Annotated in this window: 20 protein-coding genes; 6 read left to right on the forward strand and 14 right to left on the reverse strand. The window is 61.8% G+C overall.

Annotated features, from left to right (window positions below; all coding sequences use genetic code 11):
- Positions 1 to 125: 125 nt before the first annotated feature.
- The gene (locus tag QZ501_RS05570) at positions 126 to 692 is read right to left on the reverse strand and encodes a porin family protein (RefSeq protein WP_295717866.1); all 567 of its coding nucleotides are present in this window, start codon (positions 690 to 692) and stop codon (positions 126 to 128) included.
- A gap of 338 nt (positions 693 to 1,030) precedes the next feature.
- On the opposite strand from QZ501_RS05570, the gene QZ501_RS05575 reads away from it, so the two are divergent.
- Positions 1,031 to 2,062, forward strand: coding sequence for a hypothetical protein (locus QZ501_RS05575; RefSeq protein WP_151441370.1), 1,032 nt, complete (start codon positions 1,031 to 1,033; stop codon positions 2,060 to 2,062).
- Positions 2,063 to 2,113: 51 nt separating this feature from the next.
- On the opposite strand, the gene QZ501_RS05580 is transcribed toward QZ501_RS05575, so the two are convergent.
- Positions 2,114 to 2,893 (reverse strand): hypothetical protein, encoded by a 780-nt coding sequence (locus QZ501_RS05580; RefSeq protein WP_151441369.1) that lies wholly within the window; start codon positions 2,891 to 2,893, stop codon positions 2,114 to 2,116.
- A 192-nt stretch (positions 2,894 to 3,085) separates the two neighbouring features.
- On the opposite strand from QZ501_RS05580, the gene QZ501_RS05585 reads away from it, so the two are divergent.
- On the forward strand, positions 3,086 to 3,682 hold the full coding sequence (locus tag QZ501_RS05585) for a hypothetical protein (protein ID WP_295717871.1): 597 nt from the start codon (positions 3,086 to 3,088) through the stop codon (positions 3,680 to 3,682).
- A 196-nt stretch (positions 3,683 to 3,878) separates the two neighbouring features.
- Here the strand turns inward: QZ501_RS05585 and QZ501_RS05590 are convergent, their stop codons facing one another.
- From QZ501_RS05590 to ilvD, 4 genes are all read right to left on the reverse strand, one after another.
- Entirely contained in the window at positions 3,879 to 5,399 is a 1,521-nt protein-coding gene (locus tag QZ501_RS05590; RefSeq protein WP_295717874.1) for a SpoVR family protein, read from the reverse strand.
- Between the two features lie 147 nt (positions 5,400 to 5,546).
- Entirely contained in the window at positions 5,547 to 6,836 is a 1,290-nt protein-coding gene (locus QZ501_RS05595) for a YeaH/YhbH family protein (protein WP_225741767.1), read from the reverse strand.
- A gap of 23 nt (positions 6,837 to 6,859) precedes the next feature.
- Positions 6,860 to 8,782 carry a PrkA family serine protein kinase gene (locus QZ501_RS05600; RefSeq protein WP_151441365.1) on the reverse strand — a complete coding sequence of 641 codons (1,923 nt, stop codon included), beginning with the start codon at positions 8,780 to 8,782 and terminating at the stop codon, positions 6,860 to 6,862.
- Positions 8,783 to 9,348: 566 nt separating this feature from the next.
- A complete protein-coding gene (gene ilvD, locus QZ501_RS05605; protein ID WP_295717881.1) occupies positions 9,349 to 11,028 on the reverse strand; it encodes a dihydroxy-acid dehydratase in 1,680 nt (559 codons plus the stop codon).
- Positions 11,029 to 11,287: 259 nt separating this feature from the next.
- On the opposite strand from ilvD, the gene QZ501_RS05610 reads away from it, so the two are divergent.
- The 3 genes from QZ501_RS05610 to QZ501_RS05620 all read left to right on the forward strand — a co-directional run bounded on the left by QZ501_RS05610 (position 11,288) and on the right by QZ501_RS05620 (position 14,741).
- Positions 11,288 to 11,707: a secondary thiamine-phosphate synthase enzyme YjbQ gene (locus tag QZ501_RS05610; protein WP_295717884.1), complete on the forward strand. Its 420-nt coding sequence runs from the start codon at positions 11,288 to 11,290 to the stop codon at positions 11,705 to 11,707.
- Positions 11,708 to 11,719: 12 nt separating this feature from the next.
- Positions 11,720 to 13,015 (forward strand): YihY/virulence factor BrkB family protein, encoded by a 1,296-nt coding sequence (locus tag QZ501_RS05615; RefSeq protein WP_202405502.1) that lies wholly within the window; start codon positions 11,720 to 11,722, stop codon positions 13,013 to 13,015.
- Between the two features lie 208 nt (positions 13,016 to 13,223).
- Positions 13,224 to 14,741 (forward strand): methyl-accepting chemotaxis protein, encoded by a 1,518-nt coding sequence (locus tag QZ501_RS05620; RefSeq protein WP_160897813.1) that lies wholly within the window; start codon positions 13,224 to 13,226, stop codon positions 14,739 to 14,741.
- A 7-nt stretch (positions 14,742 to 14,748) separates the two neighbouring features.
- Here the strand turns inward: QZ501_RS05620 and QZ501_RS05625 are convergent, their stop codons facing one another.
- From QZ501_RS05625 to QZ501_RS05660, 8 genes are all read right to left on the reverse strand, one after another.
- Positions 14,749 to 15,525 carry a transporter substrate-binding domain-containing protein gene (locus tag QZ501_RS05625; protein ID WP_295717887.1) on the reverse strand — a complete coding sequence of 259 codons (777 nt, stop codon included), beginning with the start codon at positions 15,523 to 15,525 and terminating at the stop codon, positions 14,749 to 14,751.
- A gap of 83 nt (positions 15,526 to 15,608) precedes the next feature.
- Positions 15,609 to 16,838, reverse strand: coding sequence for a hypothetical protein (locus QZ501_RS05630; protein ID WP_295717889.1), 1,230 nt, complete (start codon positions 16,836 to 16,838; stop codon positions 15,609 to 15,611).
- Positions 16,835 to 17,584, reverse strand: coding sequence for a 16S rRNA (uracil(1498)-N(3))-methyltransferase (locus QZ501_RS05635; protein ID WP_160897815.1), 750 nt, complete (start codon positions 17,582 to 17,584; stop codon positions 16,835 to 16,837). The genes QZ501_RS05630 and QZ501_RS05635 overlap by 4 nt, the downstream gene beginning before the upstream one ends.
- A gap of 7 nt (positions 17,585 to 17,591) precedes the next feature.
- The gene (locus QZ501_RS05640) at positions 17,592 to 18,944 is read right to left on the reverse strand and encodes an adenosylmethionine--8-amino-7-oxononanoate transaminase (protein ID WP_295717892.1); all 1,353 of its coding nucleotides are present in this window, start codon (positions 18,942 to 18,944) and stop codon (positions 17,592 to 17,594) included.
- Positions 18,945 to 19,107: 163 nt separating this feature from the next.
- The gene (metF, locus tag QZ501_RS05645; RefSeq protein WP_151440965.1) at positions 19,108 to 19,989 is read right to left on the reverse strand and encodes a methylenetetrahydrofolate reductase [NAD(P)H]; all 882 of its coding nucleotides are present in this window, start codon (positions 19,987 to 19,989) and stop codon (positions 19,108 to 19,110) included.
- A 104-nt stretch (positions 19,990 to 20,093) separates the two neighbouring features.
- Positions 20,094 to 21,476, reverse strand: coding sequence for an adenosylhomocysteinase (gene ahcY / locus QZ501_RS05650; protein WP_151440966.1), 1,383 nt, complete (start codon positions 21,474 to 21,476; stop codon positions 20,094 to 20,096).
- A 78-nt stretch (positions 21,477 to 21,554) separates the two neighbouring features.
- Positions 21,555 to 22,742: a methionine adenosyltransferase gene (gene metK, locus QZ501_RS05655; protein WP_151440967.1), complete on the reverse strand. Its 1,188-nt coding sequence runs from the start codon at positions 22,740 to 22,742 to the stop codon at positions 21,555 to 21,557.
- 54 nt (positions 22,743 to 22,796) lie between these two features.
- Positions 22,797 to 23,789 (reverse strand): metalloregulator ArsR/SmtB family transcription factor, encoded by a 993-nt coding sequence (locus QZ501_RS05660; protein WP_151440968.1) that lies wholly within the window; start codon positions 23,787 to 23,789, stop codon positions 22,797 to 22,799.
- A 183-nt stretch (positions 23,790 to 23,972) separates the two neighbouring features.
- Here QZ501_RS05660 and tkt point away from each other — a divergent pair.
- A partial coding sequence (gene tkt, locus QZ501_RS05665; RefSeq protein ID WP_295717898.1) for a transketolase occupies positions 23,973 to 25,910 on the forward strand: 1,938 nt, incomplete at its 3' end.

Consider the following 25,910-nt stretch of genomic DNA (forward strand, 5'->3'; position numbering starts at 1 on the left):
TGCCTGTGACCGCCTTTCGATCGCGGCCATGGCCGCTCCTACAGAAGGGTGTTGCTGTATGCCGTTGTGGAGCAGGCTAGGCCCGGAGCGCAGTCCGGGCCATGGGGATAAACCGAGATGCGGTGTCAGAAGTGATACTGGATCGAGCCGGTGATCAGGCTCAGGTCGTCCTCATCCAGTGCCCCGTCGCTGTAGTCAACGTTGGGGACGTAGTCGTAGTCCGCGCGGATATAGAGGTGCTCGGTTATACCCACCTGGGCACCGACACCGGTTCGCAGACTGATGCCGGTGTTATCCACCGTTGCTGTCGCTATGTCCAGTTCTGAGTCCCAGAAGAAGCCGCCGGCTTTGGCAAAGACGTCCATCCGGTTACCCAGCGGCAGGTGAACGAGGCCGGTTACATCCAGTCCGTGCAGGCTGAGTTCCGTGTCTGTTGTATCGTTCAGCTCAAAGTCCTGACTCTGGGTATAGCCCACTTCCACGCCGAAGTTCGAAAGCAGCCGCGCACCGCTGTAGACGCGGAAAGCCGTGGTCCCATCGTCACAGTCGGAGCCCTGGTTGTCGCAGGCATCGGCCAGTGATGCCATGCCGCCGCCAATGCCGGAGTAGGGATACTCATAGTCCCCGCTGGCGTTCGCCTGGAAGGGAACGGCGGTGGCGAGCAGTGCGACGGCGGGAAGAAGTCGATTCATTGGTTGCCTCTTTTGCTGGAATGCGCGGTAAGGGTTTGATTCATCTGAGCAGAGATATAGCCGCTGCGATGCACCCTGTCAACGTGGGGGGCTCGCCGACAGCCCCGGTCGCAAAGGCAAATGCAATGCAAGGTGTTCTGTGGTTTGCTGTTTCCGTGTCGCGTTGGAGTAGCCAGTACTGAATCGCAGCTGTAGCTGCTCCTGTACAGAGGTCCGTAGGGGGCCATTGCCGCGGTCGAATCGCAGCTGTAGCTGCTCCTACACAGGGGGCCCGTAGGAGCGGCCATGGCCGCGACTGGACCGCAGCTGCTCTGAAGGGATCTGAAGAGAGGTTGATTATGACAGAGAACGATGCCGGCCCGATCCTTGATCGGCTTCTCGAGGCGCACGTGCAGCACGAAATGGCGCGGATGGATCATGACGCGCTGCGCGAGGACCTGGAAAGGGAACTGGGCCATGCCCTTGAGGCAGCCAACAGCATCCGGCTGAACGAGGTGATCAGTGCGGACACGGTCAATGCCATCATTTACCGCCATACCGTGGAACGGGAGATGCCGCCGATTATCCCCGAGATGGCGGCCACCTTTACCCAGGATGTGGTTGGCTCGCAGTTCCACCGGGATGCCACACCGGGTGATCTGATGGACCGCCAGCGGCTGGAGGCCTTCGTGGACCAGGTGCTGCTTCTCAGGGAACAGCGCCAGAAGCTGATTGACCGGATGCTGGAGCAGCCGGTGTACAAGGAGCTGGTGGCCAACCTGATGTACGAGGCCATCGTGCGCTACGTGTACGAGGAGAACCTTCTGAGCCGGCGGGTGCCGGGGGTGAGCTCGGCGCTTAAGTTCAGCTCGAAGGTGCTCAACAGGGCCGTCTCCGGGCTGGACGATGTCTGGGAGAAAAGCATCAAGGGCTACATCTCGCGCAACGTTGAGAAGCTCGCACGCCACAGCGCGGACTTCCTGGCGGAGCAGCTTACGGATGAGGAGATCAAGGCCAGCGTGATGGATGCCTGGGATACGTTCAGCGACCGTCCCCTCTCCGAGCTGGAGCAGGGCCTTGGTGAGGTTGAGTGGAGCGAGTTTGTGGTGATGGGCTACGACTACTGGCTGGCCTTCCGCAAGAGCGATTACTACCGCAACGCCTACGAAACGGTGGTGAACCAGCTGTTCGAGCGTTATGGAGACCGCACCCTGGGTGATCTGCTGAACGAGTTCAACATTGACCAGTCAACCATCATGACGGAACTGGACGCGGTCCTGCCCCGGGCTCTGGAAGCACTGAAGGCCAGTGGCCTGCTGGAGGGGATTGTTCGGCGTCGGCTGGAAGGGTTCTATAACAGCGAGGCGGCACGCGCGGCGCTGGATGGATGAAAAGCGGGCGGCCGAAGCCGCCCGCGGTGTGTCGTGCTGCCCTGGTGCACCTCAGAAGGCGACGTTCAGCCGGATATAGCCAGGGATGCTGACCTCGGTAGAGGCATCCGCCAGACCGTTGTTCGGGGTGGCCTGGATCATCGACACATCCAGGGTCACATTTTCGTTGTACAACCAACGGGTGCCCAGCATCAGCGAGGGGTCCACGCTGTCGCCGAAGCGGTCTTCCCGGGTCGTCACGTTGACCTCAAGGCCGGGCTCAAAGCGCCCGAAATCAGTCTCCGGCAGGGCGTAGTGGGCGCCCATGCCCAGGTTCAGGTAGGCATCACTGGCGTCATTCCGGGCACCGTCGTCGAACACCAGTTCCGGGTTGAAGTTGAGGATGAACCGGTCGATGTCGGCCGTGAAGGCGGCGCCGGCACCCAGGTTGGTAGTGCTTTCCTCGGTATAACCCTGCTGTTGTTGGGCATCGTCTGAATCGTAGTGGGCAACCGCACCGTAGGCCGCCCAGTCAATCACCACGTCATCGCCGGCCTGCAGGGGGCGCAGTCCCACCTTGAACAGCGCTTCATTCTGACTGGTGCGTGGGTTGATACGGCTGTGGTTGAGAACCAGCTCGGAGCCGGGCAGTCCCAGCCGTACACCGGCACTGAAGTCCTGATCACCCCCGGTGCGCAGATCAACACTGGCCTTTTTGTTGGGGGCCGTGGTGCCGCGCTCGAGCATGAAGCCACGCGTGGGTTCGTTGTAGCTCTGGTTCTGGGCGAGTGCACCGGTGGAAACAGCGGCGGTTGTCAGCGCCAGAGTGGTAACACGGAACATCTTGTTCATGGTGCTCTCCTTGGTGTTGAGCTGCATGGTTGTCAGGTCTGTATTGCAAAAGCAATGTAAACGCGGGGCTGCGACTGGTTCAATTAAACCTGTGACAGGAAACACATTTGTGGGGTAGTAGCCTGTTCCCGCCATGACAGAGCGTTATCCTCAACGCTGCGTATTCCGTGGCAGTAAGGGAGAGTGAAGACTATGTCATCCAGGTTTTTTGTGGCGTTGCTGGCCGTTCTGGCGATGCCTGTCTGGGCCCAGGGCCCATCCTTTTCCTACGCGGAAGCCGGTCTGGCACTGTATCCGAACTTCGAGAGCGAGCCACTGCTGGGGGCCCAGGTGCGGGGCAGCCGGGCGCTGAACACGCAGTGGTTCATGTTTGGCGGGCTCAAGGCGCTGACGGGGGATATTGATGTCACGGCCCTGCATGGAGGCGGAGGGTATCGCTATTCGGTGGATCACCGGACGGATGTCTGGGGCGGCCTGACGCTGGAGTATCAGGATATTGAAGTGGAGCGTTGTCGGAGTGTTATGCGCCCCGGCGGCAACTTTGTGCGTTCATGTGCCAGTGTATCCAGCGATGACACCGCACCGGGCCTGCGCGGTGGTATACGGCGCCAGCTGCACCGGGACCTGGAGATCGGCGCCTCGGCGCGCTACATCACCGGCGATCTGGACTACCTCGGATTCACCGGTACTGCCCGCTACCGCTGGCAGCCCAATGTGAGCGTGCTGGCGGAAGCGGACTATTACGATGGCAATTTCGGGGTGATCGGCGGTCTGTCGCTGCGTTTCTGATGGTGTAAAGGGTCGCGGCCATGGCCGCTCCTACGGTTGTTGTCTGCAGGAGCAGCTACAGCTGCGATTGGGTCGCGGCCGTGGCCGCTCCTACGGTTGTTGTCTGTAGGGGCAGCTACAGCTGCGATTGTGGGTCGCGGCCGTGGCCGCTCCTACGGGTTGTTGTTTGTAGGAGCAGCTACAGCTGCGATCCTGATCAGGCGGCGTTGTTGTGGCTGCCGCCCTCGGGCGGCATGCGATAGCGTTCCTTGACCTCGCCGTTGTCCACACTCTCCAGAACCACATCGAAGCCCCAGAGCCGGTGCACGTGTTTGAGCACCTCCTGGGTATCATCGTCCGCCATGGGGATGCCGTCCACCCGGGTGTGGCGCAGCAGCAGGGAGCGGTCGCCGCGGGTGTTCACGTTCCAGACCTGGATGTTCGGGTCCTTGTAGCTGAGGTTGTACTGGCGCGCGAGCTTCTCGCGCACGCGCCGGTAACCGCGGTCGTCATGAATGGCCTTGATCTCGTAGGCATCGTCGCCTTCCTCGTCAGCAATGGCGAATAGTTTGAGATCCCGGATCACCCTGGGCGAGAGGTACTGGAGGATGAAGCTCTCGTCCTTGAAGTTGCGCATGGCGAAATCCAGGGTCTGCTGCCAGTCACTGCCGGCGATGTCCGGGAACCACGCCTGATCCTCCTCGGTCGGGTTCTCGCACATGCGTTTTAGGTCCATGTAGATGTTGAATCCGAGCGTGTAGGGGTTGAGCCCGGAGTAGTAGGGGCTGTCGAACGGCGGTTGGTAGATCACAGCGGTGTGGTTCTGCAGAAATTCCAGCATGAAGCCGTCGTCCACCAGGCCCTCGTCGTACATCCGGTGCACGATGGTGTAGTGCCAGAAGCTGGCCCAGCCCTCGTTCATCACCTGGGTCTGGCGCTGCGGGTAGAAGTACTGGGCGATCTTGCGCACGATGCGCACCAGCTCACGCTGCCAGGTTTCGAGCAGTGGGGCGTTTTTCTCGATGAAGTAGAGCAGGTTCTCCTGGGGTTCGGCCGGAAAGCGTCGCTTCTGGGACTCGGGGTCGTCGTCGCCCCCCATATCGGGGATGGTGCGCCAGAGGTCGTTGACCTGCTCCTGGCGGTATTCCTCGCGTTCCTTCTGGCGGCGGCGCTCCTCTTCGGCGGAGATGGGGGCGGGGCGCTTGTAGCGGTCCACACCCTGGTTCATCAGCGCGTGGCAGGAGTCGAGGATGGCCTCCACTTCCTCCACACCGTAGCGCTCCTCGCATTCGGCCACGTAGTTCCGGGCGAACATCAGGTAGTCGATGATGGAGCTGGCGTCCGTCCAGCTTCGGAACAGGTAGTTGTTCTTGAAGAACGAGTTGTGGCCATAGCTGGCGTGGGCGATCACCAGCGCCTGCATCATCATGGTGTTTTCCTCCATGAGGTAGGCGATGCAGGGGTTGGAGTTGATCACGATCTCGTAGGCCAGTCCCATCTGGCCGCGCCGGTAGCCCTTCTGGGTGGCCATGAACTGCTTGCCGAAGGACCAGTGGTGATAGCCCACGGGCATGCCCACGGAGCTGTAGGCATCCATCATCTGTTCGGCGCTGATCACCTCGATCTGGTTGGGGTAGGTATCCAGGCCGAAGTCGGCGGCAATGCGGGCGATCTCGCGGTCGTATTCCTCGATCAGCTCGAAGGACCAGTCGGAGCCGCTGGATATTGGTATGCTCATAGCCACCTCATAGCCCGTGTTTCTGTTCACGTGGTTGCGGCCGTGGCCGCTCTTACGGGTTTGTGTTGTCTGTAGGAGCGGCTATAGCCGCGATTCCCGTGTCTTTATTCCCGTGATCGCGGCCATGGCCGCTCCTACGGTTCGTGATCAGGCGGTTTTGGGCTCGAACAGCTTGCGGAAAACCGGGTAGATCTCGCTGGCGTCCGACAGCTGCTGCATGGCGAAGCGGTCCGGGAAGTTCGCCTGTACCGTTTCGTACTCCTCCCAAAGGGCCTGGTGCTCGTGGGGGGTGATCTCCACGTACGAGTAGTACTGCACCATGGGCAGGATCTTCTCCTCGAGCAGTCTGCGGCAGATGGGCGAGTCGTCGTTCCAGTTGTCGCCGTCCGAGGCCTGGGCCGCGTAGATGTTCCAGTCGTCGCTGGGGTAGCGTTCCTCAATGATCCGGTGCATCAGCTTGAGCGCGCTCGACACGATGGTGCCGCCGGTCTCGCGGGAGTAGAAGAACTCCTCCTCATCCACTTCCTTGGCGGCGGTGTGGTGGCGTATGAACACCACCTCGATGCGCTTGTAGTTTTTCTGCAGGAACAGGTACAGCAGGATGAAAAAGCGCTTGGCAATGTCCTTGTGCACCTGGGTCATGGAGCCGGAGACGTCCATCAGGCAGAACATGACCGCGCTGGTGGAGGGCTTGGGCTCCCTGCGGTGCTGGCGGTAGCGCAGGTCGATCTCGTCGATCCAGGGGATGCGCTTCACCTGCCGGCGCAGTTCGTCCAGCTCCTCCTGCAGGCCTTCGATCTGGCGTTCCCTGGAGAAGGCCGGGTCATCCGAGTCCGGCTGGGCTTCCAGAGCCGCGATCTGCTGCTCCAGCTCCCTGATCCGGCGCTTGCGCTTGCCGGCCAGGCTGATGCGCCGGGCGTAGGCCTTGCGCAGTGAGCGCACGACGTTGAGTTTGGCTGGGGTACCGTCAGTGGTGAAGCCGGCGTGGACGTACTGGTACGAGTCCGCGCTCTTGAGCTTCTTGCGCACCAGAAAGGGCAGTTCCAGGTCGTCGAACAGGAAGTCCAGGAACTCCTCCTGGGTGATCTGGAAGACGAACTCATCCATGCCCTCGCCCTGGTCGCTGGCCTGGCCCTCGCCGCTGCCGCCACCGGAGCCGCCGTCGGGCTTGGGCAGGCGGTCGCCGGTGACGAACTCCTTATTGCCCGGATGAACCATCTCGCGGTTGCCGCCGGCGCCGTGGTGGAACACCGGCTCGTGGATGTCCTCGCTCGGGATACTGACCTGCTCGCCCTGCTCCATGTCCGTGATGGAGCGGTTGTGAACGGCTTCGGATACCGCCTGCTTGATGTGCTTGCGGTAGCGGCGCAGGAACCGGTTCCGGTTCACCGCGCTCTTGTTCTTGCCGTTGAGGCGGCGGTCAACAACGTGACTCATGCCCATGCAGACACCTGCTTACCCTACTGGGATTTCCGGACGCGCAGGTACCACTCCGCCAGCAGCTTGACCTGCTTCTCGGTGTAGCCCCGTTCGATCATCCGGTCCACGAACTGCTGGTGCTTGCGCTGATCCTCCTCGGAGGCCTTGGGATTGAACGAGATCACCGGCAGCAGCTCCTCGGTGTTCGAGAACATCTTCTGTTCGATCACGCTGCGCAGCTTCTCGTAACTGAGCCAGGACGGGTTCTGGCCGTTGTTGCTGGCCCGTGCCCGCAGCACGAAGTTGACCACCTCGTTGCGGAAGTCCTTGGGGTTGCTGATGCCGGCCGGCTTCTCGATCTTTTCCAGTTCCTCATTGATGGCCGCGCGGTCGAACATCTCGCCGGTCTCCGGATCCCGGTAGTCCTGGTCCTGGATCCAGAAGTCCGCATAGGTCACGTAACGGTCGAACAGGTTCTGGCCGTACTCGGAGTAGGACTCGAGGTAGGCGGTCTGGATTTCCTTGCCGATGAACTCGACGTACTCCGGCGCCAGGAATTCCTTGATGAAGCGCAGGTAGCGCTCGTGGGTCTCCGGCGGGAACTGTTCCTGCTCGATCTGCTTCTCCAGCACGTACAGCAGGTGCACCGGGTTGGCGGCCACCTCGGTGGTGTCGAAGTTGAACACCTTGGACAGGATCTTGAACGCGAAACGAGTGGACAGGCCGTCCATACCCTCGTTCACGCCGGCGGCATCCCGGTACTCCTGGATGGACTTGGCCTTGGGATCGGTGTCCTTGATGTTCTGGCCGTCGTAGACCTTCATCTTGGAGTAGATGCTGGAGTTCTCCGGCTCCACCAGCCGTGACAGCACTGTGAACTGGGCCAGCATGCTCAGGGTGTCCGGCGCACACGGGGCACCGGCCAGGGAACTTTCGCGCAGCAGCTTCTCGTAGATCTGCTGTTCCTCGGTCACGCGCAGGCAGTAGGGCACCTTGACGATGTTCACCCGGTCCAGAAAGGCTTCGTTGTTCTTGTTGTTGCGGAAGGTCTGCCACTCGGACTCGTTGGAGTGGGCGAGGATGATGCCGTCGAACGGGATCGAGGACATGCCTTCGGTGGTGTTGTAGTTGCCTTCCTGGGTGGCGGTCAGCAGCGGGTGCAGCACCTTGATGGGCGCTTTGAACATCTCCACGAATTCCATGATGCCCTGGTTGGCGCGGTTCAGGCCGCCGCTGAAGCTGTAGGCGTCCGGGTCGTCCTGGCTGAAGTCCTCCAGCATGCGGATGTTGACCTTGCCGACCAGCGCCGAGATGTCCTGGTTGTTGTCGTCGCCGGGCTCGGTCTTGGCCACGGCCACCTGGTCCAGGATGGAGGGGTATTTCTTGACCACCCGGAACTGGCTGATGTCGCCGCCGTATTCGTGCAGGCGCTTGACCGCCCAGGGCGACATGATGGGCTTGAGGTAGCGCTGGGGAATCCCGTACTCCTCCTCGAGGATGGGGCCGTCCTCTTCCGGGTCGAACAGCCCGAGGGGGGATTCGTTCACGGGCGAGCCCTTGATGGCGTAGAAGGGCACTTTCTGCATCAGGTGCTTGAGCTTCTCGGCCAGCGAGGACTTGCCGCCGCCGACAGGGCCGAGCAGGTACAGGATCTGCTTCTTCTCCTCCAGGCCCTGGGCGGCGTGGCGGAAGTACGAAACGATGTTCTCCACGGCTTCTTCCATGCCGTAGAACTCGGAGAATTCCGGATAGCGCTTGATAACCTTGTTCTGGAAGATCCGGGAGAGGCGCGGGTCGCGGGAGGTGTCGACAAGTTCCGGCTCGCCGATGGCGAGCAGCATGCGCTCGGCGGCGGTGGCGTAGGCGGAGGGATCCTCTTTGCAGATGCTGAGGTATTCCTCGAGGCTCATTTCCTCTTCCTTGGTTGCCTCGTAACGGTCCTGATAGCGCTGCAGTATGCTCATGCTTGGCCCCCTTGCTGTGACCTGGGTAAGGGGTGGTGCCTGCGCTGGCCGCACTCGCCCCTGATGGTGTCAGTTCATCATGCCTCTGTTCCGTTGGGTTCTGTCTTCAATTATGGGTAAGCCGGCGCGGGTTGCGAGTCTGATTGACGTTTCTGTGACCCGTTCGCGGCCGGGGTGCTTTCCATTGAGATTAGTAGACGGTGGTGGGGTTGAACAGGGGCGTGTGGATTAAGGTTTGATCTTTTCGGGGGCGTAACGGGCTGGCCGCGGCAGGATTGCTGGCTTCTGGGTGGTTGAGACGCCGAAGCGGGGTGCTCCTTTCCGGGACCGCTGTCGATACATCCCTGTACGCTGGCGCGATGGCATCCCTGCCATCGAGCCTCCCGGAAAGGAGCACCCCACTCCGGCGCTTTGACGTTTATGCATGGGATCCGCGATGTTGTAGGAGTCTGCTTGCAGACGAATCTGGGGGTATCGCGTGCGGGGCACGCTCCGACGGAAATGGGAAAGGGCCCACTGTAGGAGCGCGCCTCGCGCGCGATGGTTTCGCGGATGCGCTGCGGCAGTCAGTCCGGCATATCCGTTACCGCGCCCTCAGAGGCGGAATTCACGGTCTTGGCGTATTTGGCCAGGGCGCCGCGGCGGTATTTGGGGGCCGGTTTCTGCCACTGGGCGCGGCGTTGCTCCAGTTCGGAATCGCTGATATCGACATCGATCCGGTTGGTTTCGGCGTCGATCGTGATGGTATCGCCGTCCTGGAGAAGGGCGATGGGGCCGCCGTCGACCGCTTCGGGGGTGACGTGGCCCACCACAAAGCCGTGGCTGCCGCCGGAGAAGCGCCCGTCGGTGATCAGCGCTACCTGGTCGCCCAGGCCGCGGCCCATGATGGCGGAGGTTGGCGTGAGCATCTCGCGCATGCCGGGGCCACCCTTGGGTCCTTCGTAGCGGATGACCACCACGTCGCCGGCCTGCACGGTGCCGTCGTTGATCCGCGCCTGGGCTTCCTCCTCGGACTGGTAGCAGCGCGCGGTGCCGGTGAAGTGCGTGCCTTCCTTGCCGGTGATCTTGGCCACCGCGCCGGTGGGCGAGAGGTTGCCGTAGAGGATCCGCAGGTGGCTGTCCGGCTTGATGGGGTTGTCGAAGCTGTGAATGATGTCCTGGCTCTCCGGGTAGGGCTCCACGCCTTCAAGGTTCTCGGCGAGTGTCTTACCGGTCACCGTCAGGCAGCCGCCGTGAAGCAGGCCGCGATCAAGCAGCATCTTCATCAGCGGCTGGATGCCGCCGATGGCGACCAGCTCGGACATCATGTACTGCCCGCTCGGACGCAGGTCCGCCAGCACCGGGACGCGCTTGCCGATCTCGGTGAAGTCATCCAGCGACAGCTCCACGCCAATGGTGTTGGCCATGGCCAGCAGGTGCAGCACCGCGTTGGTGGAGCCGCCCAGAGCGATGACCACGGTGATGGCGTTCTCGAACGCCGCGCGGGTCATGATGTCCGAAGGCTTGATGTCCTTCGCGATCAGGTCCAGCACCGCCGCACCGGCAGCCCGGCAGTCCTCTTCCTTGGTCTTCGACACCGCGTTCTGCGCCGAACTGTCCGGCAGACTCAGCCCCAGCGCCTCAATGGCCGAGGCCATGGTATTGGCCGTGTACATACCACCACAGGAACCGGGTCCCGGAATCGCCGTTTCCTCGATCTGCTTCACGTCGATCAGCGACTTGTCGCCCTTGGTGTAGGCGCCAACTGCCTCGAACACCGACACCAGGTCCGTGTGGTTCTCGCCCGGCTGGATGGTGCCGCCGTAAACAAACACCGAAGGCCGGTCCAGTCGCGCCATACCCATGACCAGCCCTGGCATGTTCTTGTCGCAACCGCCAAGCGTCACCAGCCCGTCAAAGCCCTCACAACCGGTCACCGCCTCCACCGAGTCCGCGATGATCTCGCGCGATACCAGCGAATACTTCATTCCCTCGGTGCCGTTGGCGATGCCGTCCGAGATGGTGATGGTGTTGAAAATCACACTCTTGCCACCGGCCTCATCCGCCCCGGCGCCTGCGTGTTCCGCCAGTTTATTGATGTGCATGTTGCAGGGCGTGACCATGCTCCAGGTGGAGGCGATCCCGATCTGGTTCTTCTGGAAATCCTCGTCCTCGAACCCCACCGCCCGGAGCATCGCCCGGCTGGCGGATTTGCCGACTCCATCGACGACTTGGCTGGAATAGCGGCGGTTGTTGTCTTCGGCCATGGCGTGACTCTCTTTTATCCTGCTGATTGTTTTCAGGCTTTGGCGTTAACCGGGGCGTTTGAAGTAAGGGAGCGGGGAGTCCTGATCGGGAAGCTCTGGAGCCATGGATGGCGGAAGAGCAGCGTACAGGGATGTATTCACAGCGTTTCCCGAGCAGGACTCCCCGCTCCCTTACCGCAACAAACCGGAACGCTGGTATGGTAAAGCTTAAAGGCGTAATAGTACCGCGACTGAGAACTCAGGGTAAGGGACTCCATCAATGTGGCAGCAACGCATTCTCCAGTTATCCCCGAAATCCAAGGGCTTCCACCTCATCAGCCGTGAAGTCCTCGACCAGCTCCCCGAGATCGCCGACATCCAGACCGGCCTGCTGCACCTGTTCATCCAGCACACCTCCGCCTCCCTGAGCCTGAACGAAAACGCCGACCCCAGCGTACGCGGTGACATGGAACGCCACTTCCAGCACGCCGTGCCCGAAAATGCGCCATACTACGAACACACAATGGAAGGCCCCGACGACATGCCAGCCCATATCCGATCCGTGATGCTGGGCGAATCCCTCAGCCTGCCAATCGGGCAGGGCCGGCTGCTTCTGGGCACCTGGCAGGGGATCTATCTGGGCGAACACCGCAACAACGGCGGGGCCCGCAGGGTCGTGGCCACCATCAACGGCGATTAACAGGGGCAGCACGTGATACCCGAGTACCTGACCGCACGTCTTAAGGAATGGGAGAACTGGCTGCTGGAAAAGCCGGACGCCGAGCACCCCCGTTCGGTGGCCTTTGCCCGCCGCCAGCTGCGCGTCGCCTATGCCGTGGTCCGGGACCTGATGGCCGGTCAGCTCAACCTCCACGCCATGAGCCTGGTCTACACCACACTCCTCTCAATGGTGCCGCTGCTGGCACTGAGTTTCTCCGTGCTCAAGGCCATGGGCGTGCACAACCAGCTCACGCCAGTGCTGTACCAGTTCTTTGAACCCCTGGGTCGACAGGGAACCGAGATTGCCGAGCAGGTCATCACCTTCGTGGACAATATCAAGGTCGGCGTGCTCGGGTCGGTGGGGCTGCTCCTTCTGGTCTATACCGTGATCGCTCTGGTTCAGAAGATCGAGCGCTCCTTCAACATGGTCTGGCGTGCCCCGATGGGCCGCTCACTCGGGCAGCGGTTCTCCAACTACCTGAGCGTGATCACCATCGGCCCGCTCCTGATGGTGGCCGGCATTGGCCTCTCGGCCACGGTCTTCGGCTCCGACATCGTCCAGCAGCTCAGCGCCATCGAGCCCTTCGGCACCCTTATCGCCGTGGTCAGCCGCTCCACCCCCTTCCTGATCACGGTGATCGCTTTCACCTTTGTCTATGCCTTTGTGCCGAATACCCGGGTCCGCTTCCAGAGTGCCTTCGTGGGCGGGCTTGTCGCGGGTGTGGCCTGGCAGGCCGCGAGCCTCGCCTTCGCCTCCTTTGCGGTGAATGCCAGCCGCTACGAGGCGATCTACTCCAGCTTTGCCATTGGCATCCTCCTGCTGATCTGGCTCTACATCAACTGGATCATCCTGCTTTCAGGCGCCAGCATCAGCTATTACCACCAGCACGAACAGGCGATCTCCTCGCGTCGGGAAGTGCGGTCGTCACCGCAGGTGGAGGAGCGCCTGGCGCTGGCGCTGATGGAGCGCGTCGCGAAAGCCTTTGACCAGGGCGATAAGCCACCCCGCCAGGAGCTTCTGGCGCTGGATTTCGGCATTCCCGGGGACATCACCCAGCACGTGAGCGACAAACTGATCCGTGCCGGCATCCTCCACCCTGGCGGGGATGATGGTGAGGAACTGATCCCCGCCCGGTCCCTTGACCGGATCCGCCTGGTGGATATCCTCAGCGCCGCCCGGGCGGATGAGGACGGGTTGCTCGCGCGTCTGCCGGCTGTGGATGCGCCGCAGATGGAAGAGATTGCGGATGCCCGGCTTACGCAGACACTGGCGGACTGGGTGCGATGATCCTGGGTCGTGCAGCGTCTGATGGCTGATCCCTCCCGGAAGCCTGCGCGTACTCCTCCCCCACATGGCTCTATCAGAAGCTGCCCCTTGTTGAGGTTCTTTTCCTCCGGGGCAGCAATGACGCCTCTTTTCGCCCTGTGTTTGGACCGGATCCTGCTGGATCTGCTTTCCTTGACAGCAGGACAACCGGCTCCGGGAGTAGTAACCCATGACGACCCTGAATCAACAGGCGCATGAACGCCTGCCCAATGACAGACTGATGCTTGGCCTGCTTCTGGCCCACGTGCCCGTTGTCGGGCTGATCATTCCCTGGGGGTATGAAACCACGGCGTTTGCTCTGACGGCTTCCGTGGTCCTGGGATTGCTCGTGGCCCTCGCCCACGCGGCTCTGAAGGGTCAGCGTGCGTTCTCCGTCGTTGTGGCAATGGCGCTCATGGCGTTTTCGGCGATCATGATCCAGGCCCAGATGGGGCGCATTGAGATGCACTTCCACATCTTTGGTGCCCTCGCCTTTGTGATTCTCTACCGGGACTGGCTGCCGGTTGTCGCTGGTGCCCTCGTGATTGCTGTCCACCATATGGTGATGACGGCACTGCAGCTGGAGGGCGTGTCCGTCGGTGGTATGCCACTGATGATTTTCAGCCATGACTGCAGCTGGGGGGTGGCTTTCCTGCACGCGGCCTTCGTGGTGTTTGAGGCTTCCGTGCTCGTATTCCTGGCGCGGCTTCTGGGCGCGGAGAAAGAGCGAACCCACCGTATGCGTGAACTGGTGGAACGCGTTGCCGGGGATGGGGATCTGAGTGTGCGCCTGGATGCTGGCGGGCAGGATGCCAGTGCCACGGCCTTTGATCGGTTGATGGAACAGTTTGAAGGGCTGGTCCGCGACGCTACCGGGCTCTCCCGGAGGCTTCAGTCCGTTTCCGGCAATGTGGATGAGCTCAGCCAGGGAACTCTTGCCGCGGCGGATAACCTTCAGGGCCAGACCACGCAGGCGGCTTCGGCCATGGAGCAGATGAGCTCCTCGGTCAGGGGGGTCGCGGACAATGCGGCCCAGGGCTCCGAGGCGGCCACCCGTGCAGCGGCCCACGTGGGCGCCAGCCGCCAGGATGCCGATCAGGCCCACCAGGTGACCCGGGCCAGTAACGAGGCCATGGAGCAGGCGAGTAGCGTGATCCGCCGACTGAGTGATCAGGTGGCGGAAATCCACGGGGCCGTGAGCGCCATCAATGAAATCTCCGACCAGACCAACCTGCTGGCGCTCAATGCGGCCATAGAGGCGGCGCGTGCGGGTGAGCACGGGCGGGGCTTCGCGGTTGTGGCTGATGAAGTGCGCAGCCTGTCCCAGCGCACCCAGTCCTTCACGCAGCAGGTGCAATCCATTGTGGCCCAGCTCAACGAGGGCAGTGAGCAGGCGCTGGCGGCGATCGACATGGGGACCACCCGCTCGGGCGAGGCGCTGCAGCAGATGGAGCGGGTCAGTGAGGGCGCCCAGGAACTGGAGACGCTGGTGAACGACCTCAGTGGTTTGAGCCAGCAGATTGCTGCTGCCGCGGAACAGCAGTCCTCCGCTGCGGATGAGATCAGTGGCAGTGTCCAGTCCGCGGCGGATGAGAATCGAACCGTGGCGGAGAAATCGGGTGAGACCCGCGAATCCGCGTCCGAGCTGCGCGCCCTGGCGACGGAAATGGATCAGCTTCTGAGCGGGTTCAGTATCAGGCGCGATTGAGCCTGGTCTACGGGCTCTTGATGTTGTAGGTCTCTTTAGACGGCATCCGATCGTGCTGCTTGAGGTCTCTCAGGTTCTGATCCCAATCATCAGCCAGGGCCTGAGCGTTTGCCAGCATCTTTGAGACGAAGAAATGGACATCCAGTCGAGCGATGACATCGCTCTCAAGGCCGGTGAGCCCATGCTGGGCAATGGTGGTGTCCGCCGACGTCTGGTAGTTCAGCAGGTAGTCGGCACGCCCAAACTGGATCATCTGGAGCGCTGACTGGTGCGTTCGGGCCTCAGTGATGCGCATGGCATCGCTTTCAGCCTCAAAGAAGCGCCCGAGCTGACCGTAGGAGTAGCCTTTCATCAGCACTACGTGATGGCCCTTCAGTTGCTCCACATCGCTCACGGGTTGGGTGTCCTTGCGGTGGTACACGGTCAGGTTGAGGGTGATGGCGGGTTCTTCGGCCTCGACCGCAGTGTTTTTCAGTCGGTGCAGGTCGGCTGCAGCCAGTGTGAAAGCGGTCTCGCCGGAGTCAATCTGGCGATAGAGGCGGGTGGCCGGGTGCTGTACGAAGCGCACGGGCTGATCCATGGCACTGAATACCTGGCGAGCCAGCTCTACAAGGTATCCCTTCGACTGGCCCTCACTGTCCGTGTACCCGAAAGGCGGCAGGTGAATATAGCCGAATTCCAGTGGCTCGGGTTCCGTCTGCGCGGATGCCTCCGTGGACAGGAGCAGGATGCTGAACAGCAGAGACATGAACAGTGAGGTTCGGGAACTGCGGCGCAGGGACATCGTTCACCTGTCAGAGGGGGGATAGGGGAAGGTGATTCTATCGGCTGCACTCACTTTATGCGTTGGTCAGGATGTAAACAATTTCAAAACATCGTCGCCCCGAAGATGAAGGTCAGCTGCGCCAGCCCCGCCAGGAAACCCAGGGCAGCGCCGGCGGCGATCAGCTTGATCTCGTCCTCCTGGAAACAGGGGCGCAGCAGCTCCTGGAATTCCGCGGGTGAGAGTTCCTCCATGCGCCGGCGCATGATGTCCTCCACGGCGGCGGCCCGGTCGTTGGCGAACATGGGGTCGTCGAAGGTTTCGCTCGCGATTTCGATGGACAGATCGCCCACGCGCTGCTTGAGGTTGGCGAAGGAGGTGGGGCCGAAAGCCATCTGGGTGAAGGCCTTGCCCATGCCGGCGGTCTCATCCACCAGCTTTTTCATGTGCTTGCGCACCAGGTTGCGGGCGCGGTCGGCTTTCGGGCCATTGAGAATGGCATCCACCAGGTTGCCCACGGTCAGGATCTCGTGGGTGACAATGTGGCAGAAGGATTGGGCCACCTCGGGCTGACGGCGCAGGAACTGGCCCTGCAGTCGGAAGGGGCCGATCTTCACAGGGTAGAGCGGGCGGAAAATGAAATTGAGCGCGATCCAGTTGGTGGCCCAGCCCACCAGAAGCCCGAAGAAGGGCAGGATCCAGCCGGCCTGGAAATAGTACCAGACGATCATCTGGATGATGCCGAAGGCGAAGCCGAAGTAGAGCCCGGAGTTGATGATGAAGCGGAACTCCTTCTCGCCGCACTCGAGGAAGATGCGGTTGAGCAGGGAGCGGTCCTCGCTCAGCTGGGTGACTACCATGTTCTGGATGTCGAGCAGATCCTCGGCGTTGTCGGAGAAGTCATCGACCAGGTTGTCCACCAGTTCGGGGGACCGGTCCCGGACCCGCTGGTAGATCATTTCCCGCGCTTTCTGGGGCAGGTTTTCCCAGAAGGTCGGGTGTTCGGCGAGCATGATCTCGTCCACGTATTCGTCGGTGCGTGGCACGGTGTGGTCCACGATGTGCTGGGTCAGAACGCGTGGATCGATGTACTCGAAGATCTCCTGGACGGTGCCGATCTTGGCGATGGTGGAATCCACGGCGATGCGGGCCATCTTTTCGGCCTTGGAGGGAATGATGCCCTGCCAGCCCAGGAAGGGGCGGATGCCGATGAATTCCTTGGGGTAGAAGGTGAGCTTGATCGCCATCCAGTTGGTGATCCAGCCGATGAGCGCGGCGATCACCGGGATGCTCAGGTATTTCCAGAATTCCGGGTTGGTGAGCAGGTCCGTCATTCAGCAGTTTCCTTACCGGAGGAATGGAAGTCGCCCCACAGCCACTGGCACAGGCCAATGGCAGCCACCGGCGCGGTTTCAGTGCGCAGTACCCGTGGGCCCAGGGCCAGGGGCGCGAAGCCCGCCGTTGCGGCGGCATCGAGTTCGGAATCATCCAGCCCGCCTTCCGGGCCAATGAGCAGGGCAACCGAGGTGGGCGCGGTGTCCTGGCTGCGGACCGGCTGGCCTTCATGGTGAAGGACGAGCCGGATAGCGTCGTCACAGTGCGTGAGCCAGTCGGCCAGTTTCATGGGGGAATGGATCGTCGGTATCCGGGCGCGGCCACACTGTTCAGCGGCGCTGATCGCCACCTGCTGCCAGTTCTTCAGGCGCTTGCGCTCACGTTCCGGGTTGAGCCGCACCTCGCAGCGGGCGCTGTCCAGAGGCTGGATGGCGGTCACACCCATCTCGGTGGCCTTCTGGATGGCGTAATCCATGCGATCACCCCGGGACATGACCTGACCCAGGGTGATGGCCAGCGGGGATTCGGTGCCGGGGTCATGGGGCGACTCAACGTGTACGGTAAGCCGCTTGCGGCCGGCCTCGAGGATTTCCGCCGGGTAGTCCAGTCCGTCACCGTTGAACAGCACCACTCGGTCGCCTGCATTCATGCGCAGGACGGTACCGGCGTGATGGGCGGCGTTACCGGCAAGGGTGTGCTCGCCCGGCGCCAGAGTCTCCGGGGTGTGGATCCGCGGTATCCGCATCAGTGCCTCAGTCCCTGGTGGCCTTGTCGATGCCTTCGGTGGCCACGGTGGCCAGGTGCCGGATCTGGTCCTCATTGATGACGTAGGGCGGCATGAAATAGGTGACGTTGCCCAGCGGCCGCAGCAGTGCCTCGCGGGTGATGGAGTGCTGGTAGACGCGCAGCCCGCGGCGTTCCTGCCAGGGGAAGGGCTCCATGGTGGCTTTGTCCTTGACCAGCTCCATGGCGAGGATCATGCCGTGCTGGCGGATATCGCCCACGTGCGGGTGCTCGCGCAGGTGTTCCACGCTCTCGCCCATGATCCGGGCTTTCTCACGATTGCTCTCGATGACGTTGTCATCCCGGAAGATGTCCAGGGTTGCCCGTGCCACGGCGCAGCCGATGGGGTTGCCGGTGTAGCTGTGTGAGTGAAGGAACGCCTTCATGGTTTCGAAGTCATCGTAGAAGGCCTCGAAGACGTCGTCCGTGGTCATTGTGATCGACAGTGGCAGGTAGCCGGCGGTCAGGCCCTTGGACAGGCACATGAAATCCGGTGAGATGCCGGCCTGCTCGCAGGCGAAGAGGGTGCCGGTGCGGCCGAAGCCCACGGCGGTCTCGTCCGCGATCAGGTGGATGTTGTAGCGGTCACAGGCCTCGCGCAGCTTCTTCAGGTAGATGGGGTCGTACATGCGCATATGGCCGGCGCACTGAACCAGCGGCTCGACGATGACGGCGCAGACGTTGTCCGCGTTCTCGGCCATGAGCTTTTCCATGTGCTCAAACTGGCGCAGGGCGTAATCCTCCCAGCTCTCGCCCTTCTCGCGGTAGAAGGCGTCCGGGGCCGGGGCGGTGAGCATCTCCATCAGCAGCGGTTCGTAGGTCTCGCGGTAAAGGCCCACATCGCTCAGGGCGAGTGCGCCCAGGGTTTCGCCGTGGTAGCTGTTGGAGATGTTGATGAAGTTCTTCTTTTCGGGCTTTCCAGTGTTGCGGAAATAGTGGTAGCTCATCTTGAGCGCCACCTCGATGGCCGAGGAGCCGTTGTCCGCATAGAAACAGCGGTTGAGTCCTTCGGGCGTCACATCGATCAGGCGTTCGGAGAGGTCGATCACCGGTTCATGGGTAAAACCGGCAAGCATGGCGTGCTCAAGCTGCTGGGTCTGCTGGTTGATGGCCTCGTTGATGCGCGGGTTGGCATGCCCGAACAGGTTTACCCACCAGGAGCTGACCGCATCGATGTAGCGGTTGCCGTCAAAGTCGTAGAGCCAGACGCCTTCACCGCGCTTGAACGGAATGAGTGGGAGCGTCTCGTGGTCCTTCATCTGGGTGCAGGGGTGCCAGACGGCCTTCAGGTCACGCTCGATCATCTCGCGGTTGGATGTCACGACTGCCTCCCGGTGGATCGTTTACAGAATCATCAGTGGGGGAGTGATGATACGGGCCGGGGGCCGGGCATGGAAGGGCTGTAATGACGGGGAGAGGATGTAGGAGCGGCTATAGCCGCGACCGGCTCGCAGCCATGGCTGCTCCTACATGGAAGGGCGGTGTTCAGAATGCGATCTTTTCCTGTACCTCATTGTCGAGGCCGAGGTTTTTCCAGATGCGCATGCTGGGATCCGCCTGGTTCAGCGTGTAGAAGTGCAGGCCCGGTGCGCCGGCGTCGAGCAGCTGCTCGCACATGCGCGTGACCACTTCCTCGCCGAACTTTTTGATGGAGTCGGTGTCGTCACCGTAGGCTTCCATCTGCTTGCGGATCCAGCGGGGAACATCCGCGCCGCACATCTCGCTGAACTGGACCACCTTCTGGAAGTTCACGATCGGCATGATGCCGGGAACCACCGGAATATCCACGCCCATCTTCTCCAGCCGGTCGATGAAGTGGAAGTAACTCTCGACGTTGAAGAAGTACTGGGTGATGGCACTGTTGGCGCCGGCCTCGACCTTGCGCTTGAAGTTCATCAGGTCCGCCTCGGCGCTCTGCGCCTGCGGGTGGAACTCCGGGTAGGCCGCCACTTCCAGAGAGAAGTGATCGCCACTGTGCTCGCGGATGTATTCCACCAGCTCGTTGGCATAACGCATCTCGCCATAGCCGGTGTTGCCCATGCCGGAGGGGATATCACCGCGCAGGGCCACGATCCGTTCCACGCCGCCTTCCTTATAGGCGTCGAGAAGGTCGGAGATGATGGCCTTGTCGGAACCGACGCACGACAGGTGCGGTGCGGTCGAGATGCCTTTCTGGTTGAGCTCGATCACCGTGTTCTTGGTGCCTTCGCGGGTGGAGCCGCCGGCACCGAAGGTGACCGAGAAGAATTCAGGGTTGAGCGTCGCGAGCTTGTCGCGCGTCTGATGCAGAGTCTCAGCGCCTTTGTCGCTCTTCGGAGGGAAGAACTCAAAGCTGAAACGTCGCTTGAACTGCTTCTGACTTTTCATGAATCTGTTCCTTTCGGGCGCCTGGCCCGGTCAATCACTGATTCAGAACCGGGAAAGCCGGGGCCCGAAGACCCCGGCTGTCGCCTTGATGAATCCGCGTGGGATCAGTACTTGTAGGCTTCCGCCTTGAACGGCCCGTGAACCGGAACGCCAACGTAGTCGGACTGTTCCTTGGTCATGCGGGTAATGGTGCCGCCAAAGCCTTCGACCATGTACTGGGCAACTTCTTCGTCCAGTTCCTTCGGCAGGACGCGGACGTAGAGGTTGTCCTTCTTCTTGTCTTCCGGCAGATCGGCGAACTTGCGCTCGAACAGGTACATCTGAGCTGCAACCTGGTTGGCGAAGGAGCCGTCCATGATGCGTGACGGGTGGCCTGTCGCGTTACCCAGGTTAACCAGGCGGCCTTCAGCCAGCAGGAAGATGTGATCGTCCTTGGACTTGTCACGATAGATCTTGTGAACCTGCGGCTTGATCTCGTCCCATTCCCAGTTCTCGCGCATGAACGCGGTATCGATCTCGTTGTCGAAGTGACCGATGTTGCAGACGATGGCGCCGGACTTGACCGCGGCGAGCATGTGCTTGTCGCACACGTCCACGTTACCGGTGGTGGTTACCAGAACGTCAGTGTCCTGCAGCAGCTGCTTGTTGATGCTGTCGGCCTTGCCAGTGTTCTCGCCATTGAGGTAGGGAGAAACCACTTCGTAGCCGTCCATGCACGCCTGCATGGCACAGATCGGGTCGATCTCGGAGATGCGAACGATCATGCCTTCCTGACGCAGTGACTGCGCGGAGCCCTTGCCGACGTCGCCATAGCCGATGACCAGGGCCTTCTTGCCGGACATCAGGTGGTCGAGTGAACGCTTGAGGGCGTCGTTCAGGCTGTGACGGCAGCCGTACTTGTTGTCGTTCTTGGACTTGGTGACCGAGTCGTTCACGTTGATCGCCGGCACCTTGAGGCTGCCTTCTTCGATCATGTGCTCGAGACGGTGAACGCCCGTGGTGGTTTCCTCGGAGATGCCGTGGCAGTTCTTGAGGATTTCCGGATACTTCTCGTGCAGCATCTCGGTCAGGTCACCGCCGTCGTCCAGGATCATGTTCGGTTCCCAGCCGTCAACGTCGGCGCCGATAGTGCGCTCGATGCACCACTCGTACTCTTCTTCGGTCTCACCTTTCCAGGCGAATACCGGAACGCCGGTAGCGGCGATGGCGGCAGCGGCCTGGTCCTGGGTGGAGAAGATGTTGCAGGAGGACCAGCGGACGTTGGCGCCCAGCGCGGTCAGGGTCTCGATCAGCACGGCCGTCTGTACGGTCATGTGGATGCAGCCCATTACGTTCGCGCCTTTCAGCGGCTGCTGGTTGCGATACTTTTCGCGCAGCTTGATCAGAGCGGGCATTTCGCTCTCGGCGATGGCGATTTCCTTGCGGCCCCAGCCGGCAAGGTCGATGTCGGCTACTTTGTAGTCAGTAAAATTACTGTCCAAAGGCATTGTTAATACTCCTGATTCATATGGGTAATTCGGTTGTGCAACAGGGCCAGCCGGCGGCCGGCCCTGTGTGGCAGAGGTTTACTTGGCTGCAGCCTTCAGTTCTTCCGCCTTGTCGGTCTTTTCCCAGGGGAAGGTAGTGAAGGTCTGGCCATTGACGGTCTTCTGTTCCGGCTTGCGGCCGAAGTGACCGTACGCGGCTGTGTCGCGGTACATCGGATGCAGCAGATCCAGTTGCTTGGTCAGTGCATAGGGACGCAGGTCAAAGGTCTTGCGGACCAGCTGCTCGATCTTGCGGTCATCCATCTTGCCGGTACCGAAGGTGTTGATGGAGATCGAAGTCGGCTCGGCAACGCCGATGGCGTAGGAGATCTGGATCTCGCACTTGTCGGCCAGGCCAGCGGCTACGACGTTCTTCGCTACGTAACGGCCAGCGTAGGCAGCGGAGCGGTCGACCTTGGACGGATCCTTACCGGAGAAGGCGCCGCCACCGTGGCGAGCCATGCCACCGTAGGTGTCAACGATGATCTTACGACCTGTCAGGCCAGCATCGCCTACCGGGCCACCGATTTCGAAGTTGCCGGTCGGGTTGATGTGGAACTTGGTGTCGTTGTGGATCAGTTCGGACGGGATCACGTCCTTCACGATCTCTTCCATGACCGCTTCACGCAGCTGCTCCAGGGAAACATCCGGGCTGTGCTGTGTGGAAAGGACAACGGCGTCGATGCCGGTTACCTTGCCGTCTTCATAACGGCAGCTCACCTGACTCTTGGCGTCCGGACGCAGCCAGTCAAGCTTGTTGCTCTGCAGCAGCTCGGCCTGCTTTTCACACATACGGTGCGCGTAGCAGATCGGAGCCGGCATCAGCACGTCGGTCTCGTTGCAGGCGTAGCCGAACATCAGGCCCTGGTCGCCAGCGCCCTGGTCTTCCGGCTTGGAGCGGTCAACGCCCTGGGCGATGTCGACGGACTGCTTGCCGACAACGTTGATGAAGGCACAGGTGTTGCCGTCGAAGCCAACGTCGGAGTGGTTGTAGCCGATGTCGGTGATCGCTTTACGCGCCACTTCTTCGAACTCAACGTTGGTGTTGGTGGTGATTTCGCCAGCGATCAGGCACATGCCAGTCTTGACGACAGTCTCACAGGCGACACGCGCATAGGGGTCGTCCTGGAGAATGCGGTCAAGAATGGCATCGGATACGGCGTCGGACAGCTTGTCCGGGTGGCCGGCTGTTACCGACTCGGATGTAAAGAGACTGTAGTCACTCATGCTTGCTTTCCTCCTTTTGAAGGTGGTTAAAGGTCATATTGGGAAGCCGGTTCGCTAGCCCGTAAATTCCCTGACCTGGATCTGAAAACCATTGCGCAGGCCGATGAACAGGGTTTCGCCCTGTTTCAGGCCAGCGTCTTCTGCCCATCCCGTGAGCTCTTCCGGCTCAAAGCCCTGCCAGATATCGCCGCAGTTATCCCTGACCCAGCTCTGTTCGTGCCGGCAGAGTTCACTGACAATCATTCGGCCGCCGGGTTTCAGCAGCTGGGCGCTGTCGCGGAAGATGTTCGCGGGGCTGGCGACGTGGTGCAGCACCATGTTGGCCACCACAAGATTGAACGTTTCCCCGCGTTCAATCACATCAGGACACTCCCCGTGCACCAGGCGCACGTTGGTGAGTGCCTGCTGTTCGCAGAACTGCCCGGCGCGGTCGAGCATGGCCTGGACGTTGTCCACCGCCACCACCTCGCCGAAGCAGTTCGCCAGAACCGGCAGGAAGGGGCCTTCACCCGGCCCGATCTCCAGCGCGTTACCGCTGCCGTCGCAGGCGTAACGCCGGTGGACGAGTTCCGCCACTGGCTGCGCATAGCGCTGGTGATTGGCGATCAGCTCCTGCTGCTCCCGGAAGTGGCGGGCGTAACGCGCGAAAAAGACTTGGGACTGTTCCGAGCGTTGACGCCGTATCGTGCGGATCCGGTCCAGCAGTTCCTCGGTGAGCTGGATCTGGTCCACGGCCTCGAAGACCGAGCGAACCGCGGTGTAGCGGGGTTCGTCTCCGACCCGAAGCAGTGGACGCCGGTAGAAGGTGGCGTTGCCTTCCCGCTGGGGTTCAAGCAGTCCGGCCTGGGTCAGCACCTTGAGGTGATGGCTCATGCCGGACTGGCGCATGTTAAAGAGCCGGCACAGTTCCATGACTCCGAAGGTGTCTCGCTGCAGGACCCGGAGGATATCGAGTCTCAGCGGGTCGCCGGCGGCCTTGTAGAGGCTCCCCAGCGTGTGCAGCGCTGTTTCGGTATCTGCGGATTTGACGTGTGCCGTTGAATTCATTGCCCCTACTTTACGGTCGGGTCTGAACCGGGGTCAACAGCTATATCAAAAAAAATTGATATAGCGTTGCGTCAAAGGTCGGATGACATTTGCTCAATCGGGTGGCGATCGGTGAAAATACGCGCCTCTTGAAACGGCCCCGTTGTGGGGCTGTATCCAATCAGCCAGTGGGAGACAATTCCGATGCCGTCGCGTAAAGACCTTGCCAACGCGGTACGCGCGCTCAGTATGGACGCCGTGCAGAAGGCGCAGTCCGGCCATCCCGGCGCGCCCATGGGGCTTGCCGACGTGGCCGAGGTGCTGTGGAACGATTACCTCAGGCACAACCCGGCCAACCCGTCCTGGCCCGATCGCGATCGCTTCGTGCTCTCCAACGGCCATGGTTCCATGCTCCAGTACAGCCTGCTGCATCTCACCGGCTACGATCTGGGCATCGAGGATCTGAAGCAGTTCCGCCAGCTCCATTCCCGTACCCCGGGGCATCCGGAATACGGCTACACGCCGGGGGTTGAGACCACCACCGGGCCGCTCGGCCAGGGCCTGGCCAATGCGGTGGGCATGGCACTGGCGGAGAAGAACCTGGCAGCGCAGTTCAATCGCGACGGCCATGAGGTCATCGACCATCACACGTACTGCGTTGTTGGTGACGGTTGCCTGATGGAGGGCATTTCCCACGAGGCATCCTCGCTGGCGGGAACACAGGGGCTGGGTAAGCTGGTTGTGTTCTATGACGACAACGGCATTTCCATTGATGGCGACGTCAGTGGCTGGTTCACCGATGACACGGCCAAGCGTTTTGAGGCCTACAACTGGCAGGTGATTGCGGGCGTTGACGGGCATGACCCCGAGGCGGTGAAAAACGCGATTGAGAAAGCGCGGGGCAACACCGAGCAGCCCACGCTCATCTGCTGCCGCACCGTGATCGGCTTTGGGTCACCCGGCAAGGCGGGCTCTGAAAGCAGTCACGGGGCGCCGCTGGGCGATGATGAGATTGAGGCGACCCGCCAGAACCTGGGCTGGAACCACGGGGCCTTTGAGGTGCCGGATGACCTGTATCAGGCCTGGGATGCCCGCGAGGCCGGCGCGGCGGCTGAGAAGGACTGGAATGAACGCTTCGCAGCCTATGAGAAGGCGTATCCGGAGCTGGCCGCTGAGCTCAATCGCCGTCTGGCTGGCGAGCTGCCGTCTGATTTCTCACAGAAGGCCCAGGACTACATCCGCCAGTGCCAGGAGGGGGGCGAGAACATGGCCACCCGTAAAGCCTCCCAGAAGACGCTCAACGCGTACGGTCCGGTTCTGCCGGAACTGGTGGGTGGCTCGGCGGACCTTGCCGGTTCCAACAACACGCTCTGGAGTGACTGTCAGGCGATTACTGCGGGCGATGCCAGTGGCAACTACGTGTACTACGGCGTGCGCGAGTTCGCCATGACCGCCATTGGCAGTGGCATGGCCCTGCACGGTGGTGTGGTGCCCTATGTGGCCACCTTCCTGATCTTCATGGAATACGCCCGCAATGCCACACGCATGGCCGCGCTGATGAAGCAGCGCAACGTGCTGGTCTATACCCATGACTCCATCGGCCTGGGTGAGGATGGCCCCACCCATCAGCCGGTCGAGCAGCTGGCGACTCTGCGCCAGACCCCGAACATGAGCCTGTGGCGCCCCTGTGACACGGTTGAAACGGCCGTGGCCTGGAAGGCTGCCATTGAGCGCACCGATGGCCCCACGGCCCTGGTGTTCACCCGTCAGGCCCTGGCACATCAGGATCGGGATGAGCAGCAGCTTGCCGACATCGAGCGCGGGGGCGTCTTCGCCTCGATCCTGGGCACGCTGGAACTCCTCCCCGACGACGTCCGCGAGCGGGTCGTCGGCGTCGCGATCACGAAGTTCCGCGGCGACCGCTCGCTGCTCGCTCCCGGGATCGACGCGATCGAGGACCGAACGGACGTTCCCGTTCTCGCGGTACTCCCCCACGACGACCCCGGCCTGCCCGAGGAGGACAGCGTCTCGCTGCCGGCCGTCGGCGAGCGCGCCGTCCGCGGCCGCGACGACGGCGTCGCCGACGACCGGAGCGTGACGGTCGCGGTCCCCCGGCTCCCGCGGGCGTCGAACACCGCGGAC

The sequence above is a fragment of the uncultured Halovibrio sp. genome, from assembly GCF_913056445.1.
GTDB lineage: Bacteria > Pseudomonadota > Gammaproteobacteria > Pseudomonadales > Oleiphilaceae > Halospina > Halospina utahensis_B.

Bases quoted from the DNA above. Each gene is read 5' to 3' on its own strand.
- QZ501_RS05570 (WP_295717866.1), bottom strand. From the start codon at position 692: ATGAATCGACTTCTTCCCGCCGTCGCACTGCTCGCCACCGCCGTTCCC.
- QZ501_RS05575 (WP_151441370.1), top strand. From the start codon at position 1,031: ATGACAGAGAACGATGCCGGCCCGATCCTTGATCGGCTTCTCGAGGCG.
- QZ501_RS05580 (WP_151441369.1), bottom strand. From the start codon at position 2,893: ATGAACAAGATGTTCCGTGTTACCACTCTGGCGCTGACAACCGCCGCT.
- QZ501_RS05585 (WP_295717871.1), top strand. From the start codon at position 3,086: ATGTCATCCAGGTTTTTTGTGGCGTTGCTGGCCGTTCTGGCGATGCCT.
- QZ501_RS05590 (WP_295717874.1), bottom strand. From the start codon at position 5,399: ATGAGCATACCAATATCCAGCGGCTCCGACTGGTCCTTCGAGCTGATC.
- QZ501_RS05595 (WP_225741767.1), bottom strand. From the start codon at position 6,836: ATGAGTCACGTTGTTGACCGCCGCCTCAACGGCAAGAACAAGAGCGCG.
- QZ501_RS05600 (WP_151441365.1), bottom strand. From the start codon at position 8,782: ATGAGCATACTGCAGCGCTATCAGGACCGTTACGAGGCAACCAAGGAA.
- ilvD (WP_295717881.1), bottom strand. From the start codon at position 11,028: ATGGCCGAAGACAACAACCGCCGCTATTCCAGCCAAGTCGTCGATGGA.
- QZ501_RS05610 (WP_295717884.1), top strand. From the start codon at position 11,288: ATGTGGCAGCAACGCATTCTCCAGTTATCCCCGAAATCCAAGGGCTTC.
- QZ501_RS05620 (WP_160897813.1), top strand. From the start codon at position 13,224: ATGACGACCCTGAATCAACAGGCGCATGAACGCCTGCCCAATGACAGA.
- QZ501_RS05625 (WP_295717887.1), bottom strand. From the start codon at position 15,525: ATGTCCCTGCGCCGCAGTTCCCGAACCTCACTGTTCATGTCTCTGCTG.
- QZ501_RS05630 (WP_295717889.1), bottom strand. From the start codon at position 16,838: ATGACGGACCTGCTCACCAACCCGGAATTCTGGAAATACCTGAGCATC.
- QZ501_RS05635 (WP_160897815.1), bottom strand. From the start codon at position 17,584: ATGCGGATACCGCGGATCCACACCCCGGAGACTCTGGCGCCGGGCGAG.
- metF (WP_151440965.1), bottom strand. From the start codon at position 19,989: ATGAAAAGTCAGAAGCAGTTCAAGCGACGTTTCAGCTTTGAGTTCTTC.
- ahcY (WP_151440966.1), bottom strand. From the start codon at position 21,476: ATGCCTTTGGACAGTAATTTTACTGACTACAAAGTAGCCGACATCGAC.
- metK (WP_151440967.1), bottom strand. From the start codon at position 22,742: ATGAGTGACTACAGTCTCTTTACATCCGAGTCGGTAACAGCCGGCCAC.
- QZ501_RS05660 (WP_151440968.1), bottom strand. From the start codon at position 23,789: ATGAATTCAACGGCACACGTCAAATCCGCAGATACCGAAACAGCGCTG.